The sequence below is a fragment of the Janthinobacterium sp. GW823-FHT03B06 genome, from assembly GCF_058796955.1.
Map to the genome: position 1 here is coordinate 693906 of NZ_JBXAJE010000001.1, position 20855 is coordinate 714760.

Genomic DNA, 20855 nt, shown 5'->3' on the forward strand with positions numbered 1-20855 from the left:
TCCTTTGTTGGGGTGAGCCAATTATATATTAAAGAAACGAATAACGTTTCCTAAATGTGTTTCAGTGTAAAATTGCCCATCGATCAAGCTTGGAGCCGGCATGCAGGAAGAAGAGAGCAAGGCAGAGAGCAAGGCTGTGCGTGGACGGGGCCGTCCGGCGCGTCCGCCCGAGGAGGCGCGCGATGCGGCCGTGCAGGCGGCCACCTGGCTGCTGCTGAATGAAGGCTATGCGGCCACGACCATGGAAGCGGTGGCGCGCCACGCGGGCATGGCAAAGAAGTCGCTGTATCAGTATGCGGCCAACCGCGAGGAACTCGTGGCCCTGGTAGTGCGCGGCTGGACGGATGCGTTCCTGCCCGCCATGGCGCACGATGCGGCCGCGCCGGGCGAGGTCCTGCCATTATTGAAGGAGGTCTTGCAGGCGATGGCCGCGCGCGTGCTGACGGCGGACGCCGTGGGCCTGTTCCGTCTGCTGTGCACGGAGTTTCCCGCCCGCGCCGATTTGCTGGCCGTGTATCAGCGCAACGGCATCGAGCGGGGCACGGCCTTGCTGACCCAGTGGTTGCAGCGCCAGGCCGCGCGCGGCCATCTGGTGCTGCAGGATGGGCACGATGGGCACGAACTGGCCGGCTTGCTGCTGGCCATGGTGATCGCCGAGCCGCTGCGGCAGATGGCGCTGGGCTTGCTGGCGCCCGTGCCGGCCTGGGATGCGGCACCCCGCATCGACGCGGCGCTGCGATTGCTGGGCGGCCAGTCGTTCAAGGTCGCTGGTGCTTCAGCGCTTCGCGGTAGCTGAGGGGAGAGAGTCGTTGGCGGTGCTCTGTGGCAAACGCTAGCACCTCTGTCGGGGCGTGGCGCGCGTAATCGCGCAAGGCCCAGCCGATGGCCTTGCGGATGAAAAACTCGTCTTCGTGGGCCAGCGCCAGCGCCGCGCCGAACAGCCAGCCGGCATCCGTGTCGGCGCGCCAGCCCAGCTGGTGCAGCATGGCGATGCGGCGCAGCCAGAGGTCCTCGTGGCGCAAGGCGCCATCCATGTGCGCATGGCCATCGCCGCCGCGCTGGCGCTCCGCCTGCAGCACCTCGCCCACGATGCCCGCCATGCCGTCGACGCTGTCCCACCACGCGCGCTGGCGCGCCAGGCCGAGCAGGGCGGGGAGGTGTTCGACGCCCAGTTGCCGCCGGTGCAGGGCCAGCATGTCGAGCGCCACATGCTGGTATTCGCGCTCTGGCTGCTGCCACAGTAGTTGCGCATGTTCCAGCAGCACCTCGGCCCCCACGCCTTTCAAGCCCGCCAGCAAGCCCCTGGTGGCCAGCCGCCGCTGCGGTGCCGCCACGCCCAGGAACACGAACTGGCCGCGCATGTACGCCTGCATGGGCGCTGCGCGGCCCGGTTCGGCGGCCGCTTCCAGCGCGGCTTTCAATTCTGCATGTAGATTCATGGCATCTCGCTTTCTTTCAGGCGTAAAAAAAGCGCTCACCGGGAGCGCTTTTTCATGCCGATCCAATATTACTGAATCTTGGCTTTTTTCATGAGTTCATCGCGGTAGGCGGCGAGTTTTTTCTGTTGCAGCGACTCGGCTACCTGGCCCTTGACTTCTTCCAGTGCCGGCAGCTTCGTCGGACGGGTTTCTTCCAGCTTGATCACGTGGAAGCCGAATTGGGATTGCACGGGCGTTTGCGTGACCTGGCCTGGTTTCAGGGCGACCATGGCGTCGGAGAATGGCTTGACGTACGAAGCCGGGCTAGCCCAGTCCAGGTCGCCGCCATTGGCTGCGGAACCGTCTTTCGACACTTTCGCCAGTTCTTCGAACTTGGCGCCGCCTTTCAGCTTGGCGATGATGTCTTTCGCTTCCGCTTCGGTAGCGACCAGGATGTGGCGTGCATGGTATTCCTTGTCGCCCGCTTGTGCCTTGAACTTGTCGTATTCGGCCTTGATTTCAGCGTCCTTGACAGGGTTCTTCTTGACGTAGTCGGCCAGCAGGGCATTGATGATGATGCTTTGACGGGCATTGTCGATCTGCGACTTGACTTCCGGACGCGTGCCGTAGCCTTGCTTGTCGGCTTCCTGGATCAGCACTTCGCGGCCGATCAGGTCTTTCTTGATGGCTTCGCGCAATTGCGGCGAATCGGCTTGCTTGCCTTGGGCGACGACTTGCTTGACGACCTGGTCGACGCGCGACGATGGGATGGCCTTGCCATTCACGGTGGCCACGTTTTGCGCGAACGCAGGGATCGCGGCTACGGCGACCAGGGCTAAGATCAGGCGGGCTGGCTTCAAAATCATGTTCATTCCTAATAAATATACTAAAAATCGATATACGCGACTGTCGCGCAGTGCGCATTCAGGCGCAGAATACACGACCGGCGCCGAAAAGGGCGCCGGGGAGGTCAGTTCTTACTGAACTTTCGCTTTTTTGATCATTTCTTCCTGATACGCTTGCAGTTTCTTTTGCTGCAGCGCTTCGGCGATCTGTGGCTTGACTTCTTCCAGGGTCGGCAGTTTTGCCGCGCGGGTGTCGTCCAGCTTGATCACGTGGAAACCGTTAGGCGTTTGCACCGGGGTGTCGGTAACCTGGCCTTTTTGCAGTTTCACGAAGGCGTCCGAGAACACTTTCGGGAACGACGAAGGGGCTGCCCAGTCCAGGTCGCCGCCATTGTCGGCCGAGCCGGTATCTTTCGATTGCTTGGCCAGATCTTCGAACTTGGCGCCGCCTTTCAGCTTGGCGATGATGTCTTTCGCCTCTGCTTCGGTGCCCACGAGGATGTGGCGTACGTGGTATTCCTTGTCGCCCGTCTGCGCCACGAAGCGGTCGTATTCGGCCTTGATTTCAGCGTCGTTGACCGGGTTCTTTTTCAGGTAGTCGCCGACCAGGGCGTTGATGACGATGGCTTGGCGTGCGTTCTCGATTTGCTGCTTGACTGCTGCATCTTTACCGAAACCTTTGTTTTCCGCTTCTTGCATCAGCACTTCACGGCCGATCAAGTCTTTCTTGATCATTTCGCGCAGTTGCGGCGAATCCGGTTGCTGGCCTTGGGCGACGACTTGCTTGACGACTGCATCAACGCGCGACGATGGGATAGGCTTGCCATTAACAACGGCAACATTTTGCGCAAAAACAGGTACCGCGACAACGGCGAGTAGTGCGATCAGCAAGCGGGCTGGCTTAAAAGTCATTATTAAATCCTGTTAGGGAAAGTTTCGTAAAAAACGCATGGGAAGAAAACGCGTGCATGGCGCTTGCGGCAAATGGCATACCAAGTCGCCCCGGTACGCCAAAAACGCCGTCCTTACACTACTTCGGACGGCGCCAGGGCCACAATCGCCAATGCATGTATCTCATTATGCATCATATCGTGCACGGAATCATACACCAGTCGATGACGCATGACGAGTCTGAGCCCCTCAAATTGACTAGAAATTATGCGCAGATTGTAATGGCCTCCGCCCGAGGCGGCGCCCGCATGGCCCCGGTGGCGCGCCGAGTCGTCTTCCAGCACGCATTCCAGAGGGGAAAGTGCCGTTTCCAGGCGGGTACGAATGCGCTGCATGCGCGTTTCCGGCGCGGTGTTTTCAGTGGTGGAGCTCATCATGCGTCTTCCTTGATATGTTTGGCCAGGAACAGGGTTTGCGCCACGATGAAGGCAAAGAAGATGCCCGTCGCGCCAAACGCTTTAAAACTGACCCAGGCGGCCATGTCGCCCTTGTACAGCACGAAGGCGACGAACAGGTTCAGTGCGCCGATGGCGCCAAAGAAGATGATCCATGCGGCCAGCAGCTGGTTCCAGACGGCATCGGGCAACTGCACTTGCGCTTCCATGGTCTTGCGGATCAGGTTTTTCTTGAAACCCACGTAGGCGATCAAGAGGGCCAGGCCGGACAGCCAGTAGATCAGGGTCGGCTTCCATTTCAGGAAGAAATCGTCATGCAGATAGATGCTGGCGCCGCCGAACACGACAAAGATGAACAGCGACAGCCACAGCATGCCGTCCACCTTGCGCCCGCGCAGCAGCAGATAGCTGACCTGGCAAGCTGTGGCGACGATGCCGACGAGGGTGGCAAGTATCCACGGCGCCTGGTCGGCCTTGATCAGGCCGCCAGACACGAAGCCGGACAAATATTGCTGCACGAAATCGTGCGTGGCCGCTTCATACATGCCGCCCAATTTGAAGGCGGTGAAGAAGGCAATCAGGGGGAATAGGTCGAATAGAAATTTCATGGCGAGACTTTACACTGGTCTTATTAGAATCATCTTAGGAATGGCTTAGGAGTAACGCCCAAGCCATCGCCAGATCAAGGCTGCGGATCGAAGCGCAAGGAGGCCGAATTGATGCAATAGCGCAAGCCGGTCGGCGGCGGGCCGTCCGGGAAGACGTGGCCCAGGTGGGCGTCGCAGACGGCGCAGACGATTTCCGTGCGCAGCATGCCGTGGCTCCGATCGGTGATTTCCGTCACGTTGGCCGGGTCCAGCGCCTGGAAGTAGCTGGGCCAGCCGCAGCCCGAGTCGAACTTGGTGTCCGACGCGAACAGGGGCGTGTTGCAGCAGACGCAGGTGTAGATGCCGTGTTCATGGTGGTCCCAGAACTTGCCCGTGAAGGCCCGTTCCGTGGCCGCGTGGCGCGTGACTTCGTATTGCATCGAGTCGAGCATGGCGCGCCATTCGGCGTCGGTTTTCTTGACTTTATTCGTGGTCATAATGACTCCTCAGGATGAGCAACTGACTTCAAGGTGGCTGGCCCAGTCGGGCGGCAGGGCCGCATAGTGCTGGTGTTCGGGCTGTTCGTCAAATGGCTTTTGCAAAACTTCCAGCAATGTCGCCACTTCCGTGTAGTCCTGCTGCTGGGCTTTCTCGATGGCCACTTGCGCCAGATAGTTGCGCAGCACGTATTTCGGGTTGACGCCGTTCATGGCCGCTTGCCGTTCGGCATCGACGCTGTTTTCCAGCAAGAGGCGCGCGCGGTATTGTGCTGCCCACGCATCGAAGGCGGGGCGGTCGATGAACATGTCGCGCAGCATGGTGTCATGTTCGGGCGCCGCTACCTGCAGTGTAGACAAGGCGCGGAAGAAGTTCGTGAAATCCACATGATTGGCTTGCATCAGCGCAAACATGCTGTCGAACAGGGCCGTATCGCCGTCCTGGCTCGTTTGCAAGCCCAGCTTGGCGCGCAGCAAGCTATTCATTTTCTCGGCGAACGCGCCCTGGTACGTGTCCAGCGCCGCCTGCGCCAGTTCCACTTCGCCGATCAAGGGCAGCAAAGCCTGGCCCAGCGCATAGCAGTTCCAGTGGCCCACTTGCGGCTGGTTGGCATACGAGTAGCGTCCCTGCTGGTCCGTATGGTTGCAGATGTGTTCCGCGTCAAACGCTTCCATGAAGCCGAACGGGCCGTAATCGAGCGTCAGGCCCAGGATCGACATATTGTCCGTATTCATCACGCCATGCATGAAACCGACGGCTTGCCATTGCGCGATCATGTGCGCCGTGCGCACGCAGACCTCGGCCAGCAAGGCCTGGTATGGATTTGCTGCGGCGCGCAACTCGGGATAAAAACTGTCGATCACGTAATCGGCGAGGATTTTCAGTTCGTCCGGCTGCTTGCGGTAAAACCAGTGTTCGAACGAGCCGAAGCGCACAAACGTGGGCGCCATGCGCGTGACGACGGCCGCCGTTTCCACCGTTTCGCGCATGATGCCTTGCTGCGAACCCATGATGGCCAGCGCGCGCGAGGTGGGAATGCCGAGCGCCGCCATGGCTTCCGAGCACAGGAATTCGCGGATGGACGAGCGCAGCACGGCGCGCCCGTCGCCCATGCGCGAATACGGCGTGGCGCCGGCGCCTTTCAGCTGCAGTTCCATGGGGCCGCTCGCTGTGGCGATATCGCCCAGCAGGATGGCGCGGCCGTCGCCCAGCTGGCCGGCCCAGACGCCGAACTGGTGGCCCGAATACACGGCCGACAGGGGCTGCGAGCGCTCGGCAACCGCATTGCCGGCCAGCAGCGCCACGTAATCAGGCTCGGCCAGACGCGCCGCATCGAGGCCGATCAGGGCGGCGGCGGCGGCGCTGGCGGCCACGAAATATGGGGCGGGCAGGGGCGTGGGCATCAAGCGCGTATAGAACGCGGGCGGCAAGGCCGCAAAGGCGTTATCCAGTGGTAAGGTATGAGCGGTGATGGCAATTCCAGTCAAATAAGGTGGACCGGCAAGGTGCGCCAGCCTGGAATGCGATTTTACCGCACCGCGCCAAGGCGCGTGGCGCTTGCCCATGCGGCTGGAAACGGAATCAAAAATTCCATGCTGCAGCGCAATATCGAAATGCGTTGACGATTTCCGCACGACCGTACGAAACTAGGAAAAATCTGTCAATTCCAACAATAACCGAGTAGCTACCCCAGGAGACACGATGTCGGCATTCCCCTTGAGTCCAGTGATGGGCCAGATGATGAATCAGCCCCTGCTGATTTCCAGCATTATCGAGTTTGCAGCGCGTCATTATGGCGGCAGCGAAATCATTTCGCGCCGGGTGGAAGGCGATATGCACCGCTACACCTACCGCGATTGCCACCAGCGCGCGCGCCGGCTGGCCAATGCCTTGCATGGCCTCGGCGTCGGCATGGGCGACCGGGTCGCCACCCTGGCCTGGAATGGCTACCGCCACCTGGAAGCCTACTATGCCGTGTCCGGCTCGGGCGCCGTCTTGCACACGATTAACCCGCGCCTGTTCCCCGACCAGATCGCCTACATCTCGAACCATGCGCAAGACCAGGTCTTGCTGTTCGACCTGACCTTCCTCCCCGTGGTGGAGAAAATCGCCGCCGACTGCACCTTTGTGCGCCATTTCGTGCTGATGTGCGACCGCGAGCGGATGCCCGCCAGCAGCACCATCCCCGACCTGCTGTGCTATGAAGACTTGATCGCCACGCATTCGGACGACTACGCATGGCCCTTGTTCGACGAGAACTCGGCCGCCACCCTGTGCTATACGTCGGGCACGACGGGCAATCCCAAGGGCGCCCTGTATTCGCACCGCTCGACCGTGCTGCACGCGTATGCGTCGGCCATGCCCAGCGCCCTGAACGTGCGCGCCTCCGACACGGTGCTGCCCGTCGTGCCCATGTTCCACGTGAACGCCTGGGGCTTGCCGTATTCCGTGCCCCTGTCCGGCGCGCGCATGGTGTTTCCCGGCGCGGCGCTGGACGGCAAGTCGCTGTATGAATTGTTCGAGGCGGAAAAAGTGACGTTCTCGGCCGGCGTGCCCACCGTCTGGCTGGGCTTGCTGAACCACGCCTTGCAGAATAACTTGACGTTTTCCACCTTCCGCCGCACGGTGATCGGCGGCGCGGCGTGCCCGCCGGCCATGATGGATACCCTGATCGACAAGTTCGACATCGAGGTCATCCACGCCTGGGGCATGACGGAAATGTCGCCGCTGGGCACGGCGGGCGGCTTGCAGACCAAGCACCTGGACTTGCCGAAGGACGAGCAGCGCAAGATCCTGCAAAAGCAGGGCCACGCGATCTACGGCGTGGACATGAAGATCGTCGACGATGACGGCAAGGAATTGCCATGGGATGGCGTGGCGTATGGCCATCTGCTGGTGAAGGGGCCGTGGATCATTTCCTCGTACTACAAGAACGAGGGCGGCGAAGTGCTGCAGGATGGCTGGTTCCCCACGGGCGACGTGGCCACCATCGATGCGGACGGCTACATGCAGATCACGGACCGCAGCAAGGACGTGATCAAGTCGGGCGGCGAGTGGATCGGCACCATCGACCTTGAAAACCTGGCCATGGCCCACCCGGCCGTGCTGCAGGCGGCCTGCATCGGCGTGTTCCACCCGAAATGGGACGAGCGTCCCGTGCTCGTCGTGGTGCTGCGCCCCGGCATGACGGTCACGCGCGACGCCTTGCTGCAGTTCTTTGAGGGCAAGATCGCCAAGTGGTGGACGCCCGACGACGTGCTGTTCATCGACGCCTTGCCCATGGGCGCGACGGGCAAGATCCAGAAGAACAAGCTGCGCGAACAGTTCAAGGGACACCAGTTGCCGGGGATGTAAGGCAAGCTAGGCCGCTCGCGGCAGCGCCGTCTCCAGCTTTTCCAGCAGATGATCGCACTGGAAGACGGACAGGGTCTGGCGCTGCGCATCCGTGCCGATGTCGATCATTTCATCCATTTCGCTGCGCAAGTCGTCGTGCTCTCCCGTGCGGATGATTTGCGGCGCCGCAAAGCGCTGGCTGTCCGAGATGGTCATGATGTTGTCGACATGGTCGACGAGGAAGCCGTAGCGTTCGGCGCCCCGTTCCACGATCAAGATCTTGCCGCTGCTGGCGTCCGGCAGGGCCGGCATCGCATACAGCTGGCGCAGATCGATGATGCTGATCATTTGCTGACGCAAGTTGAGCATGCCGAGCATGCAGGCCGGCATGCCCGGCGGCGTGGTGATGGCGTGGCTGAAATCGATGATTTCGCGCACTTGCCCGATTTCCACGGCGAAGCGGGTTTCCACCGTAAACGTGATGTAGACGCGGCGCCGCGCCTTGTGCGTGGCGGCGCCCGTTTCCGTGTCGGCCGGGTACAGGCGCGCGTGGCCGTCGCGCATCTCGACGATCTCCGCCTGCGACAGGATGTCCTTGTGGTTCAGGAAAATGATGTCGCCCAAGCCCTCTTTCGTGATGCAGCCGGCAAACATGGCGGCGCGCGCCTTGCTCAGCAGGGGAATCGGCAACACCTGGTCGCCAAAGAAATGCACGATGCTGTCGACGGAGTCGACGAGGAAGCCCACGGTCGTGCCGTCGAGGCGCACGACGATGACGCGCTGGTCCGGCGCGGCTTCCCTGGCCGCCTTGCTGCACGCAGGCGCCTGCAGCAGGGCGCCGAAGTCGACGACGGCCACCTGGTTGCCGCGGAAATGCATGCGCCCCAGGCACAGTTCGTTTTTCAGCAGGGAGCTGTGCAGTTCCGGCACCTTGATGATTTCCTGGATGGCCAGCATCTCGAAGGCAAACGTGGCGCCGGCCGCATGGAAGCTGACGCATTGCCGGCGTTCGCTTTGCGCATGGTAGCGGGCCGTGCTCAGTTTGGCGCCCGTCGCCTGCAGGGCCAGTACGTGGGGCACGTTTTCGATGCGCAGCAGGGCGTGCGGGTCGAGTATCTGCAGCAGGCGCGCGCCGCCGTCGAGCAAAATCGTGCCGGCGATGACGGCCTGGCTGTCGCCGGCCGCATATTGCAGGGCGCTGCGCGCGCTGGCGGGCACGCGCAGGATTTCGCCCGTATCCTGGAAGACGATGCCGATCAGTACTTGCTGGAAATCGAGGATGGCGATCTTGTCCGTGGCCACGGCGCGCGGCGCGTCGGCGCGGAACAAGCGCCCCAGGTTGACCACCGGAATGACGCTGCCGCGCAAGGTGAACATGCCTTCCAGATACGCGGGCGACAGGGGCAGGGCCGTGACTTTCGCAGGGTAGTTCACCACTTCGCGGATGCAGCTGGCGGGCAGGGCGAATTCATCGCCGCCCAGGTGGAAGGAGCCGAACAGTTCGGCGGCCGTGTCGCTTGCGCCATGGGCCTGCAAGCCCGTCGCTTCATGCATATCCATATGCGCCTTCCTTGCGTGGAATCCATTCGGGTGGCGCCACCACCTCGGTGACGGCGTAGCTGTGCCGGGCGCAATCGATCAGCAGCTGGCGGCCGTGGCGGCCTCCCAGCGCGCAAAAACTGACGTGCAAGCCGCACTGGGCAAGGTATTTTTGCGCCGCTTCCGCGTTTTGCCGGCCCACCTGCAGGCGGCCATGGACGTGGGCGGGGCCGAACATGCTGGCTCCGCCCGCCAGCACCACGTCGATATCGGCATAATCGGCCTGGCGCACGCCCATCAGGCGCAGCAGCGAGGGCACGGCCTGGCTCACATAGCGGGCGCCAAGGGCATGCTCGGCACCGGGCGCTTCCGGCAGCAAGCAGTGGGCCAGGCCGCAGCAGGGGCCGTTCTTCCAGATGAAGCCGATGCCGATGCAGGAGCCGAGCAAGGCTTGCAGCTGCTCTCCATGCGTACCGACGCTAAGTTGCCCCATGCCAACATGTTGCGGCGCCAGGCCATGTTCGATGATGATGCTCATGCGCTACCCGCCTTGTAAATCATGGGAAATTCGAACTGATAGCCGGTACCGAGGCGGGCGATCGTTTCCGACTCGCCCAAGATCAGCCGGCCTTCATCCTTGAGACTTAGGCGCGTCTGGCGCAGCACGGCTTCCTGGTGCTCCGCGTCGAAATAAATCAGTACATTGCGCAGGAACACCAGGTCGAATTGGCGCGCCGGGCGCAGCGCTTCGAGCAAGTTATGCTGGGCAAAGCTCACGTGCTGCCGCAGCTCGTCGTTGACCTTGACGCCATATGGCGCGGGCGAGAAATATTTGCGCAGCAAGTCCGGGTGCGACAACCGGATGCGCTCGACGGAGCGCCCGCTGTACTGGCCGGCCTTCGCCGCCGCGAGGATCTGCTGCGAAATGTCGCTGGCCAGGATCTGATAGCGGAAGGCGGGCGCTTGCAGCTTGAATTGCTCGCACAGCATGGCGATCGAATACAGCTCCTCGCCGCTGGCGGCCGCCGCCGACCAGATGGCGAGGCAGCCGTCGGGATGGGCGCGCGCCCAGGCGGGCAGGTAGCGGTCGCGGAAGTAGTCCCAGACCTGCGGCGTGCGGAAGAACAGGGTGTCGTTGGTGGTCACCAGGTCGATGAAATGGGCGACCTCGTCGCGGTCGCTGGCCACCCGGTCCAGGTAAGCCTGGTAGCTGTGCAGGGACAGCGCATGCAGCCGTGGCTGCAAACGCCGTTCCAGCAAGACGCTCTTGCGCGCGGTCATGGCGATGCCCGTATGCTGGCGCACCAGCGCGATCAGCGTCGTCAGCACCTCGGGCGTCAAGGTGGCCGCGTGGCTCATGGCCTACACCACGAAGCCGGAGACAGTCTGGTTCAGGCTGCCCGCGCGCTCGTTCAAGCCATCCGTCGAACGGGCGATGCTGTCGCAGTTGGCGGCCGACTTTTCCGTTTCCTCGGCGATGTACTGGATCGCCGTCGACACTTCGCGCGCCGTCAGCAGCTGCTCGTTGGCCGCCTTCGAGATATCGGAGATGGCCAGCGTGGTCTTGGCCACGCCCGAGACGATCTTGTCGAAGGCATCGCTGGCCTGGCGCGAAATCTCGCTGCCGGTGGACACCCGCTTGACGGATTCGTTGATCAGCTTGGAAATTTCCTTGGTCGCCTGCGAGGAACGCTCGGCCAGCTTGCGCACTTCGTCGGCGACGACGGAAAAGCCCAGGCCGTGCTCGCCCGCGCGCGCCGCCTCGATGGCCGCATTGAAGGCCAGCATGTTGGTCTGGTTGGCGATTTCGCTGATGACCTTGACGATTTCGCCGATGTCTTCCGACGAGCGGTTGATCAGGTCCATCGCTTCGATCGATTTGGCGACGGCGCGCGCGCCCGATTCCGCTTCCTGCTGCGTGGCTTTCGCCAGCGAATCGGCGTTCGAGGTGTTTTCCGCGATGGAATTGATGGAAAACGTCAAGCCGTCGATGGAGGCGTTCATTTCTTCCACCGTGGCCCCCAGCGCCTGCGTGCCCACGGCTACGCCCGTGGCCCGTTCGGCGATGGTGTGCGAAGCCTCGGCAAAGCCGTTGGCCGCCGACACCACGTTGCCGATGACGCCGCGCAAGTCGACGATCATCTTGCTGATGCCGCCGGCCAGCAAATCGATCGGTTCGCCGCCTTCGGGCACGATATGGCAGGTCAGGTCGCCTTGCGCCGCGCGCGCCACCGAGTCGAGCAGGGCATTGACCTTGCGGCTGTCGTTGGCGGCCTTGGCCTGGATGCTGTTTTCCAGGTTCACCTGGTCCGTGATGTCGATGGCGAACTTGACCACTTTATACGGCTTGCCGTTCAGGTCCAGGATGGGGTTGTAGGTCGCTTGTATCCACACCACCTTGCCATGGTTGCCCAGGCGCTTGTAGCGGCCCGCGTCGAATTCGCCCCGGTTGAGCTTTTGCCAGAACTTCTTGTACTCGGCGCTGCCCGCATACTCGGACTCGCAGAACATGCGGTGGTGTTCGCCCTGGATATCGCTCAAGTCGTAGTCCATGACGGCGAGGAAATTGCCGTTGGCATCGAGCACTTTGCCCTGCATATCGAATTCGATCACGGCCTGCGCCTTGCCGATGGCGCTGACCTTGCCTTCGTATTCGGCATTGCGCTTTTTCAGGGCCGTCACATCGCTGGCGAACTTGACCACCTTGAAGGGGCGGCCCTCCGCGTCAAAGATGGGGTTGTACGAGGCATTGAGCCAGATTTCGCGGCCGTCCTTGGTCACGCGCTTGTATTCGCCTGCGTCGAACTCGCCCTTGCCCAGTTTTTGCCAGAACTGCGCGTACTCCGCGCTCTTGGCGTACTCGGGCTCGCAAAACATGCGGTGGTGCTTGCCTTCGATCTCGTCGAGCGTGTAGCCGACGGACTTGAGGAAATTGTCGTTGGCGCGGATGATGGTGCCGTCGAGCCGGAACTCGATCACGGCCTGGGCCTTGCTGATGGCGTCGATCTTGCCTTCATAATCGGCGTTGCGGTGCTTGCTGGCCGTGATGTCGGTGGCGAACTTGATGACTCTATACGGTTTGCCGTCCGCGTCGAGGATGGGGTTGTAGGAAGCGTTGATCCACACTTCGCGGCCATCCCTGGCGCGGCGCTTGTATTCGCCCTGGTCGAATTCGCCGCGTGCCAGCTTGGCCCAGAAGTTGGCGTATTCGGCCGTTTTTACATACTGGGGATCGCAGAAGATGGCATGGTGCTTGCCTTGCACCTCGGCCAGGCTGTATCCGACGACACGCAGGAAATTGTCATTCGCATGCAGGATGGTGCCGTCGAGTTCGAATTCGATGACGGCCTGGACACGGTTCAATGCAGTATTTATCGCTTCTAAGTCCAGATCCTGCGTGGGGCTGACATGGCTGGCTGCGTCCATAGTATGTCCTTCGATATGAGAAGAGGAATGGGGGCGATAAGGCTGTTGTTATTATTTTTCTGCTATCCGTATAAGGAAAAAATGTCATTGCATCGGCCGTGATTTGGTGACAATCGGTGAGAATGTGCGCAATGAACTGCCGCCCATGTTTTTTCTGCGCTTGGCCTATAGGAGATAAATTGTAGAGTATTGATTTGAATCAATAATTTTATTATTCCCCAGCGTCTGGCGAAAAACAAGGGGAGGGAATAAATAATGTAAGAATTGTCGTAATTACCCCATGCCGGCATATCACAAACGCATTCCTTCGCAGAATAAAACGACGTTATTATTATTGCGGTTTTGTTATTTGAATGAATATCCAATTGATAGCTTCTGCCGGAGTTTGCTGTCGGCAGCAGAATCGATCCGCAAACGATGTTGTACCATGGCGTAGCATGCTGGCGGCCGCGCGCACACGACAAAAATAATACGAGCGTTCTTTTATGCGGTATAGTAAAGCTTCATCCCTTGCAACCACCTCATACGTTGAGCAAAACCAATAAGGAAGAGACATGAGTGCTGAATATCAAGTGAACGGCGCCGTTGCCGTCATTACCCTGGCCAATCCGCCCGTCAATGGTCTGGGCCTGGCGACGCGCACGGCCGCCGTGACCGGCATCCGCCAGGCGCTGGAGGACGAGTCCGTCAAAGCCATCGTCATCACGGGCGCCGGCAAGGCCTTTTCGGGCGGCGCCGATATCAAGGAATTCAATTCGCCCAAGGCGCTCACGGAACCGACCCTGCACACCCTGATCAACGTCGTCGAACAGTCGACCAAGCCTGTCGTGGCGGCCATCCACAGCGTCTGCATGGGTGGCGGCCTGGAGCTGGCGCTCGGTTGCAACTACCGCGTGGCCGCGCCTGGCGCGCAGATGGCCTTGCCGGAAGTCAAACTCGGCATCTTGCCGGGCGCGGGCGGCACGCAGCGCCTGCCGCGTGTGCTGGGCCTGGAAATGGCCCTCAACATGATCGTCTCGGGCACGCCCGTGGCGTCCGAAAAACTGGCCGGCACGGCCCTGTTCGACGAAGTCATCGCCCCCGGCGCCGACTTGCTGGCCGCCGCCGTGGCCTTCGCCACGAAGATAGCCGACGTGCGCCCGCTGCCGAAAGTGCGCGAGCGCAAGGTCGATTACCCGAACCATGAAGCGTTCCTGCAGTTTTCGCGCAATACCGTCAAAGCCATGTCCGGCCCGTTCCCCGCACCGCTCAAATGCGTGGACGCCGTGGCGGCCGCCGTGACGATGAAATTCGACGATGGCTTGAAGTACGAGCGCGAACTGTTCATGCAACTGGTGCAGTCGCCGGAATCGAAAGCCCTGCGCCACGCCTTCTTTGCCGAACGGGTCGCCAGCAAGGTGCCCGACGTGCCGGCCGACACGCCCGTGCGCACGATCGCCAGCGCGGCCATCGTGGGCGCCGGCACCATGGGCGGCGGCATCGCCATGAACTTCGCCAACGCGGGCATTCCCGTGATGCTGCTGGAAACGAAGCAGGAAGCGCTGGACAAAGGCCTGGCCACGATCCGCAAGAATTATGAAAACACGGTCAAGAAGGGCAAGTTGACGCAAGAGAAGGCCGAGCAGCGCATCGCGCTGGTCAGCGGCACGTTGGCGTATGCCGACATCGCGCAAGCCGACATCGTCATCGAAGCCGTGTTCGAAGAACTGGGCGTGAAGGAAACCGTCTTCAAGCAGCTTGACGCCGTCATGAAGCCGGGCGCCATCCTTGCCTCGAACACGTCCACCCTGGACCTGGACAAGATCGCCGCGTTCACCCAGCGTCCGCAAGACGTGATCGGTACGCATTTCTTCAGCCCGGCGAACGTCATGAAACTGCTGGAAATCGTGCGTGGCAAGGAAACGGGCAAGGACGTGCTGGCCACGGCGCTGGCGCTGTCGAAAAAGCTGAAGAAGACGGGCGTCGTCTCGGGCGTGTGCGACGGCTTTATCGGCAACCGCATGATCGAGCAATACAGCCGCCAGGCCGGTTTCCTTCTGGAAGAAGGCTGCTTGCCGGAGCAGGTCGACAAGGCCGTCGAGAAATTCGGCTTTGCCATGGGTCCGTTCCGCATGGGCGACCTGGCCGGCAACGACATTGGCTGGGCCATCCGCAAGCGCCGCTACGTGGAAAAGCCGGACGTCACGTATTCGAAGACGGCCGACCTGCTGTGCGAACTGGGGCGCTACGGCCAGAAGACGGGCGCCGGCTGGTATGACTACAAGGCGGGCGACCGCAAGGCGTATCCGTCGGAACAGGTCAACGCCATGATCGTCCAGCATTCCGCCGACATCGGCGTGACGCGGCGCAAGATCAGCGACCAGGAAATCGTCGAACGCCTCGTGTATGCGCTCGTCAATGAAGGCGCGCGCATCCTGGAAGAGGGCATCGCCTTGCGCGCCTCGGATATCGACATGGTGTATTTGACGGGCTACGGCTTCCCGCTGTTCCGCGGCGGCCCGATGTTCTACGCGGACACGGTGGGCTTGCCGAACGTGCTCGATACGATCGCCGGCTACGCCAAAGGCCGCCACGGCGAAGCGTGGACGCCGGCGCCGCTGCTGGTGAAGCTGGCGGGCGAAGGCAAGGGTTTCAATAGCTAAGCCGACGCCAACAATATTGTCGGATTACGCGCGGCTTTGCCGCGCTAATCCGACCTACCCGGCTCTTGAGCCCTCGTAGAGGCGTAGGTCGGATTAGCGGCGGCACGCCGCGTAATCCGACACCACCACGGACGCCAGCAAGCATGTTTACTTCTTCTTCGCGACCATCTTGACCGCCTCGTTGACGATGACGGGGTTGTCTTTCTGGATGTAATAGCCGGCGCCCGTGATGCGCTCGATGGCCGGCGCGCCGGACAGGCGCTGCCAATCCTTTTCCTGCGCCCGCACCACGTTTTCAAACGAGCCCATTTCCTCGATGCCGAACTTGTCGCGCACCAGCAGCATGGCGGGCACGCGCAGCGGGCTGTTCATGTCGACGTGTTGCAGACATTGCGTCTGGGCATCGAATTCGGCCGATTCCGTACTGTTGAACATGAGTTTGCGCCGCGTCTTCACGAGCATGGCGTAGGTGGACGCGTCCGTCTGCAGGCGGTTCCACTGCTGCGGGTGCGTGGGGTCGAGGAGGACCAGACCGGCCACGTCCTGCGGGTACAGCCTGGCATACACGTACTGGTACAGCCCGCCCAGGCCATGGCCGACCAGCACATACGGCGGCTTCAGGCCCGCTTGCGCCAGCAGGGCGCGCTGCTGGGCGGCAATGGTGCAGGGATCGCGCGGCGTGGTGGTCTTCTGGCTGTCGCCATAGCCGGGACGGTCGTAGACGAGCACGCGGTGCTGCCGGGCGACTTCCGGCACGACCTTGGCCCATACATCCTTGCCGTCGCCCATGGCCGACTGGAACACGACGGGCAAGCCGTCCTGGCCGCTCAGGGTATACGCGATGCTGGCGTCGGGCAGGGCCGCAGTGGCCGGCACACCTGGCGTGGCCGGGGCGGATGGAAACAGAGAGCAGCCGGAAAAACAGCCTGCCAGCAGCAAGCCGGCGCTGGAGAGGAGCATGGTGCGCGCGGGGCGGCCGACGAATAGATGATGCATGAATCTCCTTCTTTGTTCACGGACCGGTATGGCGTGCCAGCCATTATAGGCAAATCGTCTCGAAGTGGAAATGCCGAACAGAGCCGGATTTCCCCACCTGTCAGCCGGCCTCGGCGCGGTGGCAGACGGCTTCGATCCGGTTGCCGTCCGGATCGAACAGAAAGGCCGCGTAATAGCTGGCGTGATAGTGGCGCAGGCCGGGCGCGCCCAGGTCGATGCCGCCATGCGCCAGTCCGGCCTGCCAAAACGCTTCCACGGCCGCGCGCGAGGGGGCCTTGAAGCAGCAGTGGCGGCGCGGCGCGTCGTCGGGCTGCGGGCCCAGGCGCACGGAAAAGTAGCTGCGCTCGGGGTGCTGTGCATCGCTGCGCTCGCCGTAGCCTATCCAGGCGTTGGCATGGTCGCTGCCTACCTTGGGCACGTCGAGCGCGGCAAAGACGGCGTCATAGAAGCGCTCGGCGCGTTCCAGGTCGCTGACGGTGAGGGATACGTGATCGAGCATGGGCACTCCGCTGTAAAAAACAGGACGGCCATAGCATAGCCCGGATCAGGGCGGCCGTGGGCGGCAGTGACCGAGTGATACCGTTGCTGGTTGACTGCCGGTTAAGGGTGGCGGGCGAGCCGCGCCACGATGTTGCGGCTCATCAGCTGCACGCGGGGCGCGAACAGCATCACGGCGCAGAAGGCCACGGGCCAGGCGGCAAAGAAGGCATGGCGCCAGCGGGGCAGGAAGTCCGCCTGCAAGCCGATATTGAGCCAGGTGACCCAGGCGCTCATCAGCAGGGTCATGAGCAGCGACATCAGGAAGGCAAATACGCAGCGCAGGCGCAGGGCGTCGGACATGGGACACTTTCAAAATGGTGAAGATATGCAGCGTAACAACTTGCAGCAATCTATACTAGAGCCATATTTTTAATTTCAAATTCCGAAAATGCAATCATGCTTGACGAATCATGCTCGATGACCTAGCCCTGTTTGTCGCCATCGTCGAGGCGGGCAGCCTGCATGCGGCGGCCGTCAAGGAAGACTTGCCCGCCGCCACCGTCACGCGCCGGCTGCAGAAGCTGGAAAGCCAGCTCGGTTACCGTTTGCTGAACCGCAGCGCGCGCCGCCTGCAGCCGACGGCGGAAGGCTGGCAATACTACGAGCAGTGCCGTCCTTTGGTGCATGCCTTGCGGCAGGCGACGCAGCAGCTCGACGCCAGCCTGTCGGCCGTTTCGGGCAGTATCCGCGTGCTGGCGCCCGTCAACTTTGCCAGCGGCTTGCTGACGCCGGCCTGGGTCAGCTTCATGCAGAAATACCCGGACATCCGCCTGGAACTGGAACTGTCGAACCTGCTGCAAGACCTCGTGGGCAGCGGCGCCGACCTGGCCATCCGCGTGGGCGCGCTCGACGATTCCTCGCTGATGCAGCGCCGCCTGGGCAGCGCCGCGCTGGTGATGGTGGCCGCGCCCGGCTACCTGGCGCGCGCGGGCGTGCCGCGCGACTTGCAGGAACTGGAAAAGCACGAGCTGATCGTGGCCGAACCGCTGCGCAGCTGGCGCTTGCGGCGGCCCGGCGACGGCGCCGAAATGCTGATCGAGCCGCAGGCGCGCCTGCGCGTCAACGAAATGCGCCTGGCCGTGGAGATGGCCGATGCAGGCATCGGCATCTTGCTGTGCCCGCTTTTGCAGTGCCGCGACGAGGTGGCGCGTGGTTCGCTCGTGCGCGTGCTGCCCGACTGGATGCCGCAGCCGCGCCATGTGTATGCCGTGTGGACGCAGCGGCGCTACCTGCCGGCCCGCGTGCGCGTGCTGCTCGAGCACCTGGCGGCGTTTGCGGCGGCCAACCCGCTGTTGAATGAGGATGCCGGTGCCGATGAGGTGGCTGCCCTGGCGCGCGGCACGCCGGGAATCCTTTCTATTTAGTAATACCGAGCGCTTGTACTTTTCGCCAGGATCGCGTTAAGATAAAGCTGCACGCTTATCCAGCGGGCAATCTGGTGTTTTTTCGCGCAATCCGTCCCTATCCATGAGAGTAGCAATGAAATATCTGATCGTTCCCTTCTTGCTGGCCATCACTGGCTGCGAAGTACTGTATGACGCGAACCGGGACAAGATCGGCGAGTATTGCAACAGCCTTAATAATTTCGACGACCGCAACGCCTGCCGCAAGCGCAACCAGACCAGCTACCAGGAATACGTGCAGCAGCGCGACCAGCTGAAAAAGGGCAAGAGCGAAAAATAGGCTTGCCGCCGCCTGCGCCGCATACGCTGCTTAAAAAAACAAACGCCGCTGACGAGTCAGCGGCGTTTTGCTTTGCGGGCCCCGGCCTGGCGGCCGGGGCTTGCATCGGATCAGTCGTCGGCGTAGATATTGTTGTCCTTGGTTTCCTTGACGAACAGGGTGCCGATCACGACAGTCGCCAGGGCGACGACGATCGGATACCACAGGCCGTAATAGATATCGCCCTTGAAGGCCACCAGCGCGAAGGCCGTGGTCGGCAGCAAGCCGCCGAACCAGCCGTTACCGATATGGTAGGGCAGCGACATCGAGGTGTAACGTATACGCGTCGGGAACATTTCCACCAGCATGGCGGCGATCGGGCCATACACCATGGTCACGTACAGCACCAGGATGAACAGCAGCAAGACGACCATCGGCTTGTTGATCTGGTCCGGATCGGCTTTCGCAGGGTAGCCCGCTTCCTTGATGCCGGCGCCGATTTCTTTCTTCAGCGCTGCTTCATGGGCCTTGCTCTCGGCATCGAAGTTCAGGCCGTCCGGCGTCATGACGGCGTTAAACGAGGTAAATTCCTTCGCACCGATGCGTACCTTGGCGATGCTGCCCGCTGGCGCGTCTTCCTTCGTGTAGTTCACCGAGCTGTTCGACAGGAAGCCGGTGGCGATGTCGCACGACGACGGGAACTTCTTGGTACCGGTCATGTTGAACTGGAAGTGGCAGGAAGCGGGATCGGCCACCACCACCACTGGCGAGTTCTTCAGTGCAGCTTCCAGCTGCGGATTGGCGAAGTGGGTCAGGCCGTTGAAGATCGGGAAGTAGGTCAGGGCGGCGATCAGGCAGCCGCCGAGGATGATGTACTTGCGGCCGATGCGGTCCGACAGGCTGCCGAAGAACAGGAAGAACGGCGTGGCCAGCAGCAGGGCGATGGCGACGAGCACGTTGGCCGTGGCCAGGTCCACTTTCAGGGTCTGGATCATGAAGAACAGGGCGTAGAACTGGCCCGTGTACCAGACGACGGCCTGGCCGGCGGTCAGGCCGATCAGGGCCAGGATGACGATCTTCAGGTTTTTCCACTTGCCGAACGCTTCCGTCAGCGGCGCCTTCGAGGTCTTGCCCTCGGCTTTCATCTTGGCAAATGCCGGCGATTCATTCATGGCCAAGCGGATCCACACGGAAATACCGAGCAGGATGACGGAAACGAGGAAGGGAATGCGCCAGCCCCACGCCTCGAAATCCTTCTCGCCGGTCGCCAGGCGGGTGCCCAGGATGACCATCAGCGACAGGAAGAAGCCCAGCGTTGCCGTCGTCTGTATCCACGCCGTGAACGCGCCGCGCTTGCCTTCAGGCGCGTGCTCGGCCACATAGGTGGCTGCGCCGCCGTATTCGCCGCCCAGCGCCAGGCCTTGCAGGATGCGCAGGATGACGAGGATGATCGGTGCGGCGATGCCGATGGACGCATGGCCCGGCAGCAAGCCGACGATGAAGGTGGAGCCGCCCATGATCAGAATCGTGATCAGGAAAGTGTACTTGCGGCCGATCATGTCGCCCAGGCGGCCGAAGACCAGCGCGCCGAACGGACGCACGATGAAGCCGGCGGCAAAGGCCAGCAGCGCGAAAATGAAGGTGGTGGTGGGGTCGCCGATGAAGAATTGCTTGGCGATGATGGATGCCAGCGAACCGTACAGGTAAAAATCGTACCATTCAAAAACGGTGCCGAGCGAGGATGCAAAGATGACCTTGCGTTCCTCGGGCGTAATCGGCGTTCCCTTGGTGGACATTTTCCGTACGTCGGCCGAGCCGGATGGTGATGCCATGGTTTGTCTCCCTATGTTTTATAGTGAACTGGTGCCGAGGTCTTTTTGACCATTCTTGCAACAGCTTGGGGCGAGTGTGTTCTCCGAACCTTACGTCATGCTTGCTTGAAACTTACACCAAGCTTACAAATTGCCGATCATTCCAACTTTGCGAACGACCGTACTTAAATGTGCTATTCTCATTCCGCAGA

The 20855-nt window shown here is 61.7% G+C and carries 20 protein-coding genes; 5 read left to right on the top strand and 15 right to left on the bottom strand.

Annotated elements, in window-relative coordinates:
- The first annotated feature begins 100 nt into the window (after positions 1-100).
- A complete protein-coding gene (locus tag AC1RBA_RS03215) occupies positions 101-796 on the top strand; it encodes a TetR/AcrR family transcriptional regulator (RefSeq protein WP_492416543.1) in 696 nt (231 codons plus the stop codon).
- On the opposite strand, the gene AC1RBA_RS03220 is transcribed toward AC1RBA_RS03215, so the two are convergent.
- The 7 genes from AC1RBA_RS03220 to AC1RBA_RS03250 all read right to left on the bottom strand — a co-directional run bounded on the left by AC1RBA_RS03220 (position 759) and on the right by AC1RBA_RS03250 (position 6259).
- Positions 759-1439: a DNA alkylation repair protein gene (locus tag AC1RBA_RS03220; RefSeq protein WP_492416545.1), complete on the bottom strand. Its 681-nt coding sequence runs from the start codon at positions 1437-1439 to the stop codon at positions 759-761. The genes AC1RBA_RS03215 and AC1RBA_RS03220 overlap by 38 nt on opposite strands.
- 68 nt (positions 1440-1507) lie before the next feature.
- Entirely contained in the window at positions 1508-2284 is a 777-nt protein-coding gene (locus AC1RBA_RS03225; RefSeq protein ID WP_070288500.1) for a peptidylprolyl isomerase, read from the bottom strand.
- A gap of 111 nt (positions 2285-2395) precedes the next feature.
- Complete coding sequence (locus AC1RBA_RS03230) at positions 2396-3175, bottom strand: peptidylprolyl isomerase (protein WP_070218374.1); 780 nt, start codon at positions 3173-3175, stop codon at positions 2396-2398.
- 113 nt (positions 3176-3288) lie between these two features.
- Positions 3289-3591, bottom strand: a complete 303-nt coding sequence (locus AC1RBA_RS03235; protein ID WP_225317325.1) for a BolA family protein — start codon at positions 3589-3591, stop codon at positions 3289-3291.
- A complete protein-coding gene (locus AC1RBA_RS03240; RefSeq protein ID WP_230503023.1) occupies positions 3588-4217 on the bottom strand; it encodes a septation protein A in 630 nt (209 codons plus the stop codon). The genes AC1RBA_RS03235 and AC1RBA_RS03240 overlap by 4 nt, the downstream gene beginning before the upstream one ends.
- A 74-nt stretch (positions 4218-4291) precedes the next feature.
- Positions 4292-4693 (bottom strand): peptide-methionine (R)-S-oxide reductase MsrB, encoded by a 402-nt coding sequence (gene msrB, locus AC1RBA_RS03245; protein WP_070288499.1) that lies wholly within the window; start codon positions 4691-4693, stop codon positions 4292-4294.
- A 9-nt stretch (positions 4694-4702) separates the two neighbouring features.
- Entirely contained in the window at positions 4703-6259 is a 1557-nt protein-coding gene (locus AC1RBA_RS03250; RefSeq protein WP_083293576.1) for a protein adenylyltransferase SelO, read from the bottom strand.
- A gap of 136 nt (positions 6260-6395) precedes the next feature.
- Here AC1RBA_RS03250 and AC1RBA_RS03255 point away from each other — a divergent pair, with 136 nt between their 5' ends.
- Positions 6396-8048 carry a 3-(methylthio)propionyl-CoA ligase gene (locus AC1RBA_RS03255; protein ID WP_492401257.1) on the top strand — a complete coding sequence of 551 codons (1653 nt, stop codon included), beginning with the start codon at positions 6396-6398 and terminating at the stop codon, positions 8046-8048.
- Between the two features lie 6 nt (positions 8049-8054).
- Here AC1RBA_RS03255 and AC1RBA_RS03260 read toward each other — a convergent pair whose 3' ends face one another.
- The 4 genes from AC1RBA_RS03260 to AC1RBA_RS03275 are packed head-to-tail and all read right to left on the bottom strand — an operon-like array spanning position 8055 to position 12992.
- Positions 8055-9587 (bottom strand): chemotaxis protein CheW, encoded by a 1533-nt coding sequence (locus tag AC1RBA_RS03260; RefSeq protein WP_492416548.1) that lies wholly within the window; start codon positions 9585-9587, stop codon positions 8055-8057.
- Entirely contained in the window at positions 9574-10104 is a 531-nt protein-coding gene (locus AC1RBA_RS03265; RefSeq protein ID WP_492416550.1) for a chemotaxis protein CheD, read from the bottom strand. Before AC1RBA_RS03265 ends, AC1RBA_RS03260 begins: the two co-directional genes overlap by 14 nt.
- Positions 10101-10925, bottom strand: a complete 825-nt coding sequence (locus AC1RBA_RS03270) for a CheR family methyltransferase (protein ID WP_492416551.1) — start codon at positions 10923-10925, stop codon at positions 10101-10103. Before AC1RBA_RS03270 ends, AC1RBA_RS03265 begins: the two co-directional genes overlap by 4 nt.
- A 3-nt stretch (positions 10926-10928) precedes the next feature.
- Positions 10929-12992, bottom strand: coding sequence for a methyl-accepting chemotaxis protein (locus AC1RBA_RS03275; RefSeq protein WP_492416553.1), 2064 nt, complete (start codon positions 12990-12992; stop codon positions 10929-10931).
- A 554-nt stretch (positions 12993-13546) separates the two neighbouring features.
- Between AC1RBA_RS03275 and AC1RBA_RS03280 the strand changes: the two genes are divergently transcribed.
- Positions 13547-15634, top strand: coding sequence for a 3-hydroxyacyl-CoA dehydrogenase NAD-binding domain-containing protein (locus AC1RBA_RS03280; RefSeq protein ID WP_492416555.1), 2088 nt, complete (start codon positions 13547-13549; stop codon positions 15632-15634).
- 147 nt (positions 15635-15781) lie between these two features.
- On the opposite strand, the gene AC1RBA_RS03285 is transcribed toward AC1RBA_RS03280, so the two are convergent.
- The 3 genes from AC1RBA_RS03285 to AC1RBA_RS03295 all read right to left on the bottom strand — a co-directional run bounded on the left by AC1RBA_RS03285 (position 15782) and on the right by AC1RBA_RS03295 (position 17470).
- Positions 15782-16630 (bottom strand): alpha/beta fold hydrolase, encoded by an 849-nt coding sequence (locus AC1RBA_RS03285; protein ID WP_230503029.1) that lies wholly within the window; start codon positions 16628-16630, stop codon positions 15782-15784.
- A 100-nt stretch (positions 16631-16730) separates the two neighbouring features.
- Positions 16731-17129, bottom strand: a complete 399-nt coding sequence (locus AC1RBA_RS03290; RefSeq protein WP_070288494.1) for a VOC family protein — start codon at positions 17127-17129, stop codon at positions 16731-16733.
- A 101-nt stretch (positions 17130-17230) separates the two neighbouring features.
- On the bottom strand, positions 17231-17470 hold the full coding sequence (locus AC1RBA_RS03295) for a DUF2798 domain-containing protein (RefSeq protein ID WP_070288493.1): 240 nt from the start codon (positions 17468-17470) through the stop codon (positions 17231-17233).
- A gap of 110 nt (positions 17471-17580) precedes the next feature.
- Between AC1RBA_RS03295 and AC1RBA_RS03300 the strand changes: the two genes are divergently transcribed.
- Together AC1RBA_RS03300 and AC1RBA_RS03305 are read left to right on the top strand one after the other, a co-directional pair.
- Positions 17581-18534, top strand: coding sequence for a LysR family transcriptional regulator (locus AC1RBA_RS03300; RefSeq protein WP_492416558.1), 954 nt, complete (start codon positions 17581-17583; stop codon positions 18532-18534).
- Between the two features lie 115 nt (positions 18535-18649).
- Entirely contained in the window at positions 18650-18853 is a 204-nt protein-coding gene (locus AC1RBA_RS03305) for a hypothetical protein (protein ID WP_070218363.1), read from the top strand.
- 110 nt (positions 18854-18963) lie between these two features.
- Here the strand turns inward: AC1RBA_RS03305 and AC1RBA_RS03310 are convergent, their stop codons facing one another.
- Positions 18964-20664 (bottom strand): MFS transporter, encoded by a 1701-nt coding sequence (locus AC1RBA_RS03310; protein WP_070218362.1) that lies wholly within the window; start codon positions 20662-20664, stop codon positions 18964-18966.
- Positions 20665-20855 lie beyond the last annotated feature (191 nt).

Excerpts from the sequence above, each read along its gene's own strand:
- AC1RBA_RS03265 (WP_492416550.1), bottom strand. The coding sequence starts at position 10,104 with ATGAGCATCATCATCGAACATGGCCTGGCGCCGCAACATGTTGGCATG.
- AC1RBA_RS03255 (WP_492401257.1), top strand. The coding sequence starts at position 6,396 with ATGTCGGCATTCCCCTTGAGTCCAGTGATGGGCCAGATGATGAATCAG.
- AC1RBA_RS03270 (WP_492416551.1), bottom strand. The coding sequence starts at position 10,925 with ATGAGCCACGCGGCCACCTTGACGCCCGAGGTGCTGACGACGCTGATC.
- AC1RBA_RS03285 (WP_230503029.1), bottom strand. The coding sequence starts at position 16,630 with ATGCATCATCTATTCGTCGGCCGCCCCGCGCGCACCATGCTCCTCTCC.
- AC1RBA_RS03290 (WP_070288494.1), bottom strand. The coding sequence starts at position 17,129 with ATGCTCGATCACGTATCCCTCACCGTCAGCGACCTGGAACGCGCCGAG.
- AC1RBA_RS03225 (WP_070288500.1), bottom strand. The coding sequence starts at position 2,284 with ATGATTTTGAAGCCAGCCCGCCTGATCTTAGCCCTGGTCGCCGTAGCC.
- AC1RBA_RS03310 (WP_070218362.1), bottom strand. The coding sequence starts at position 20,664 with ATGGCATCACCATCCGGCTCGGCCGACGTACGGAAAATGTCCACCAAG.
- AC1RBA_RS03295 (WP_070288493.1), bottom strand. The coding sequence starts at position 17,470 with ATGTCCGACGCCCTGCGCCTGCGCTGCGTATTTGCCTTCCTGATGTCG.
- AC1RBA_RS03305 (WP_070218363.1), top strand. The coding sequence starts at position 18,650 with ATGAAATATCTGATCGTTCCCTTCTTGCTGGCCATCACTGGCTGCGAA.
- msrB (WP_070288499.1), bottom strand. The coding sequence starts at position 4,693 with ATGACCACGAATAAAGTCAAGAAAACCGACGCCGAATGGCGCGCCATG.
- AC1RBA_RS03250 (WP_083293576.1), bottom strand. The coding sequence starts at position 6,259 with ATGGGCAAGCGCCACGCGCCTTGGCGCGGTGCGGTAAAATCGCATTCC.
- AC1RBA_RS03280 (WP_492416555.1), top strand. The coding sequence starts at position 13,547 with ATGAGTGCTGAATATCAAGTGAACGGCGCCGTTGCCGTCATTACCCTG.
- AC1RBA_RS03215 (WP_492416543.1), top strand. The coding sequence starts at position 101 with ATGCAGGAAGAAGAGAGCAAGGCAGAGAGCAAGGCTGTGCGTGGACGG.
- AC1RBA_RS03275 (WP_492416553.1), bottom strand. The coding sequence starts at position 12,992 with ATGGACGCAGCCAGCCATGTCAGCCCCACGCAGGATCTGGACTTAGAA.
- AC1RBA_RS03240 (WP_230503023.1), bottom strand. The coding sequence starts at position 4,217 with ATGAAATTTCTATTCGACCTATTCCCCCTGATTGCCTTCTTCACCGCC.
- AC1RBA_RS03235 (WP_225317325.1), bottom strand. The coding sequence starts at position 3,591 with ATGATGAGCTCCACCACTGAAAACACCGCGCCGGAAACGCGCATGCAG.
- AC1RBA_RS03220 (WP_492416545.1), bottom strand. The coding sequence starts at position 1,439 with ATGAATCTACATGCAGAATTGAAAGCCGCGCTGGAAGCGGCCGCCGAA.
- AC1RBA_RS03260 (WP_492416548.1), bottom strand. The coding sequence starts at position 9,587 with ATGGATATGCATGAAGCGACGGGCTTGCAGGCCCATGGCGCAAGCGAC.
- AC1RBA_RS03230 (WP_070218374.1), bottom strand. The coding sequence starts at position 3,175 with ATGACTTTTAAGCCAGCCCGCTTGCTGATCGCACTACTCGCCGTTGTC.
- AC1RBA_RS03300 (WP_492416558.1), top strand. The coding sequence starts at position 17,581 with ATGCTCGATGACCTAGCCCTGTTTGTCGCCATCGTCGAGGCGGGCAGC.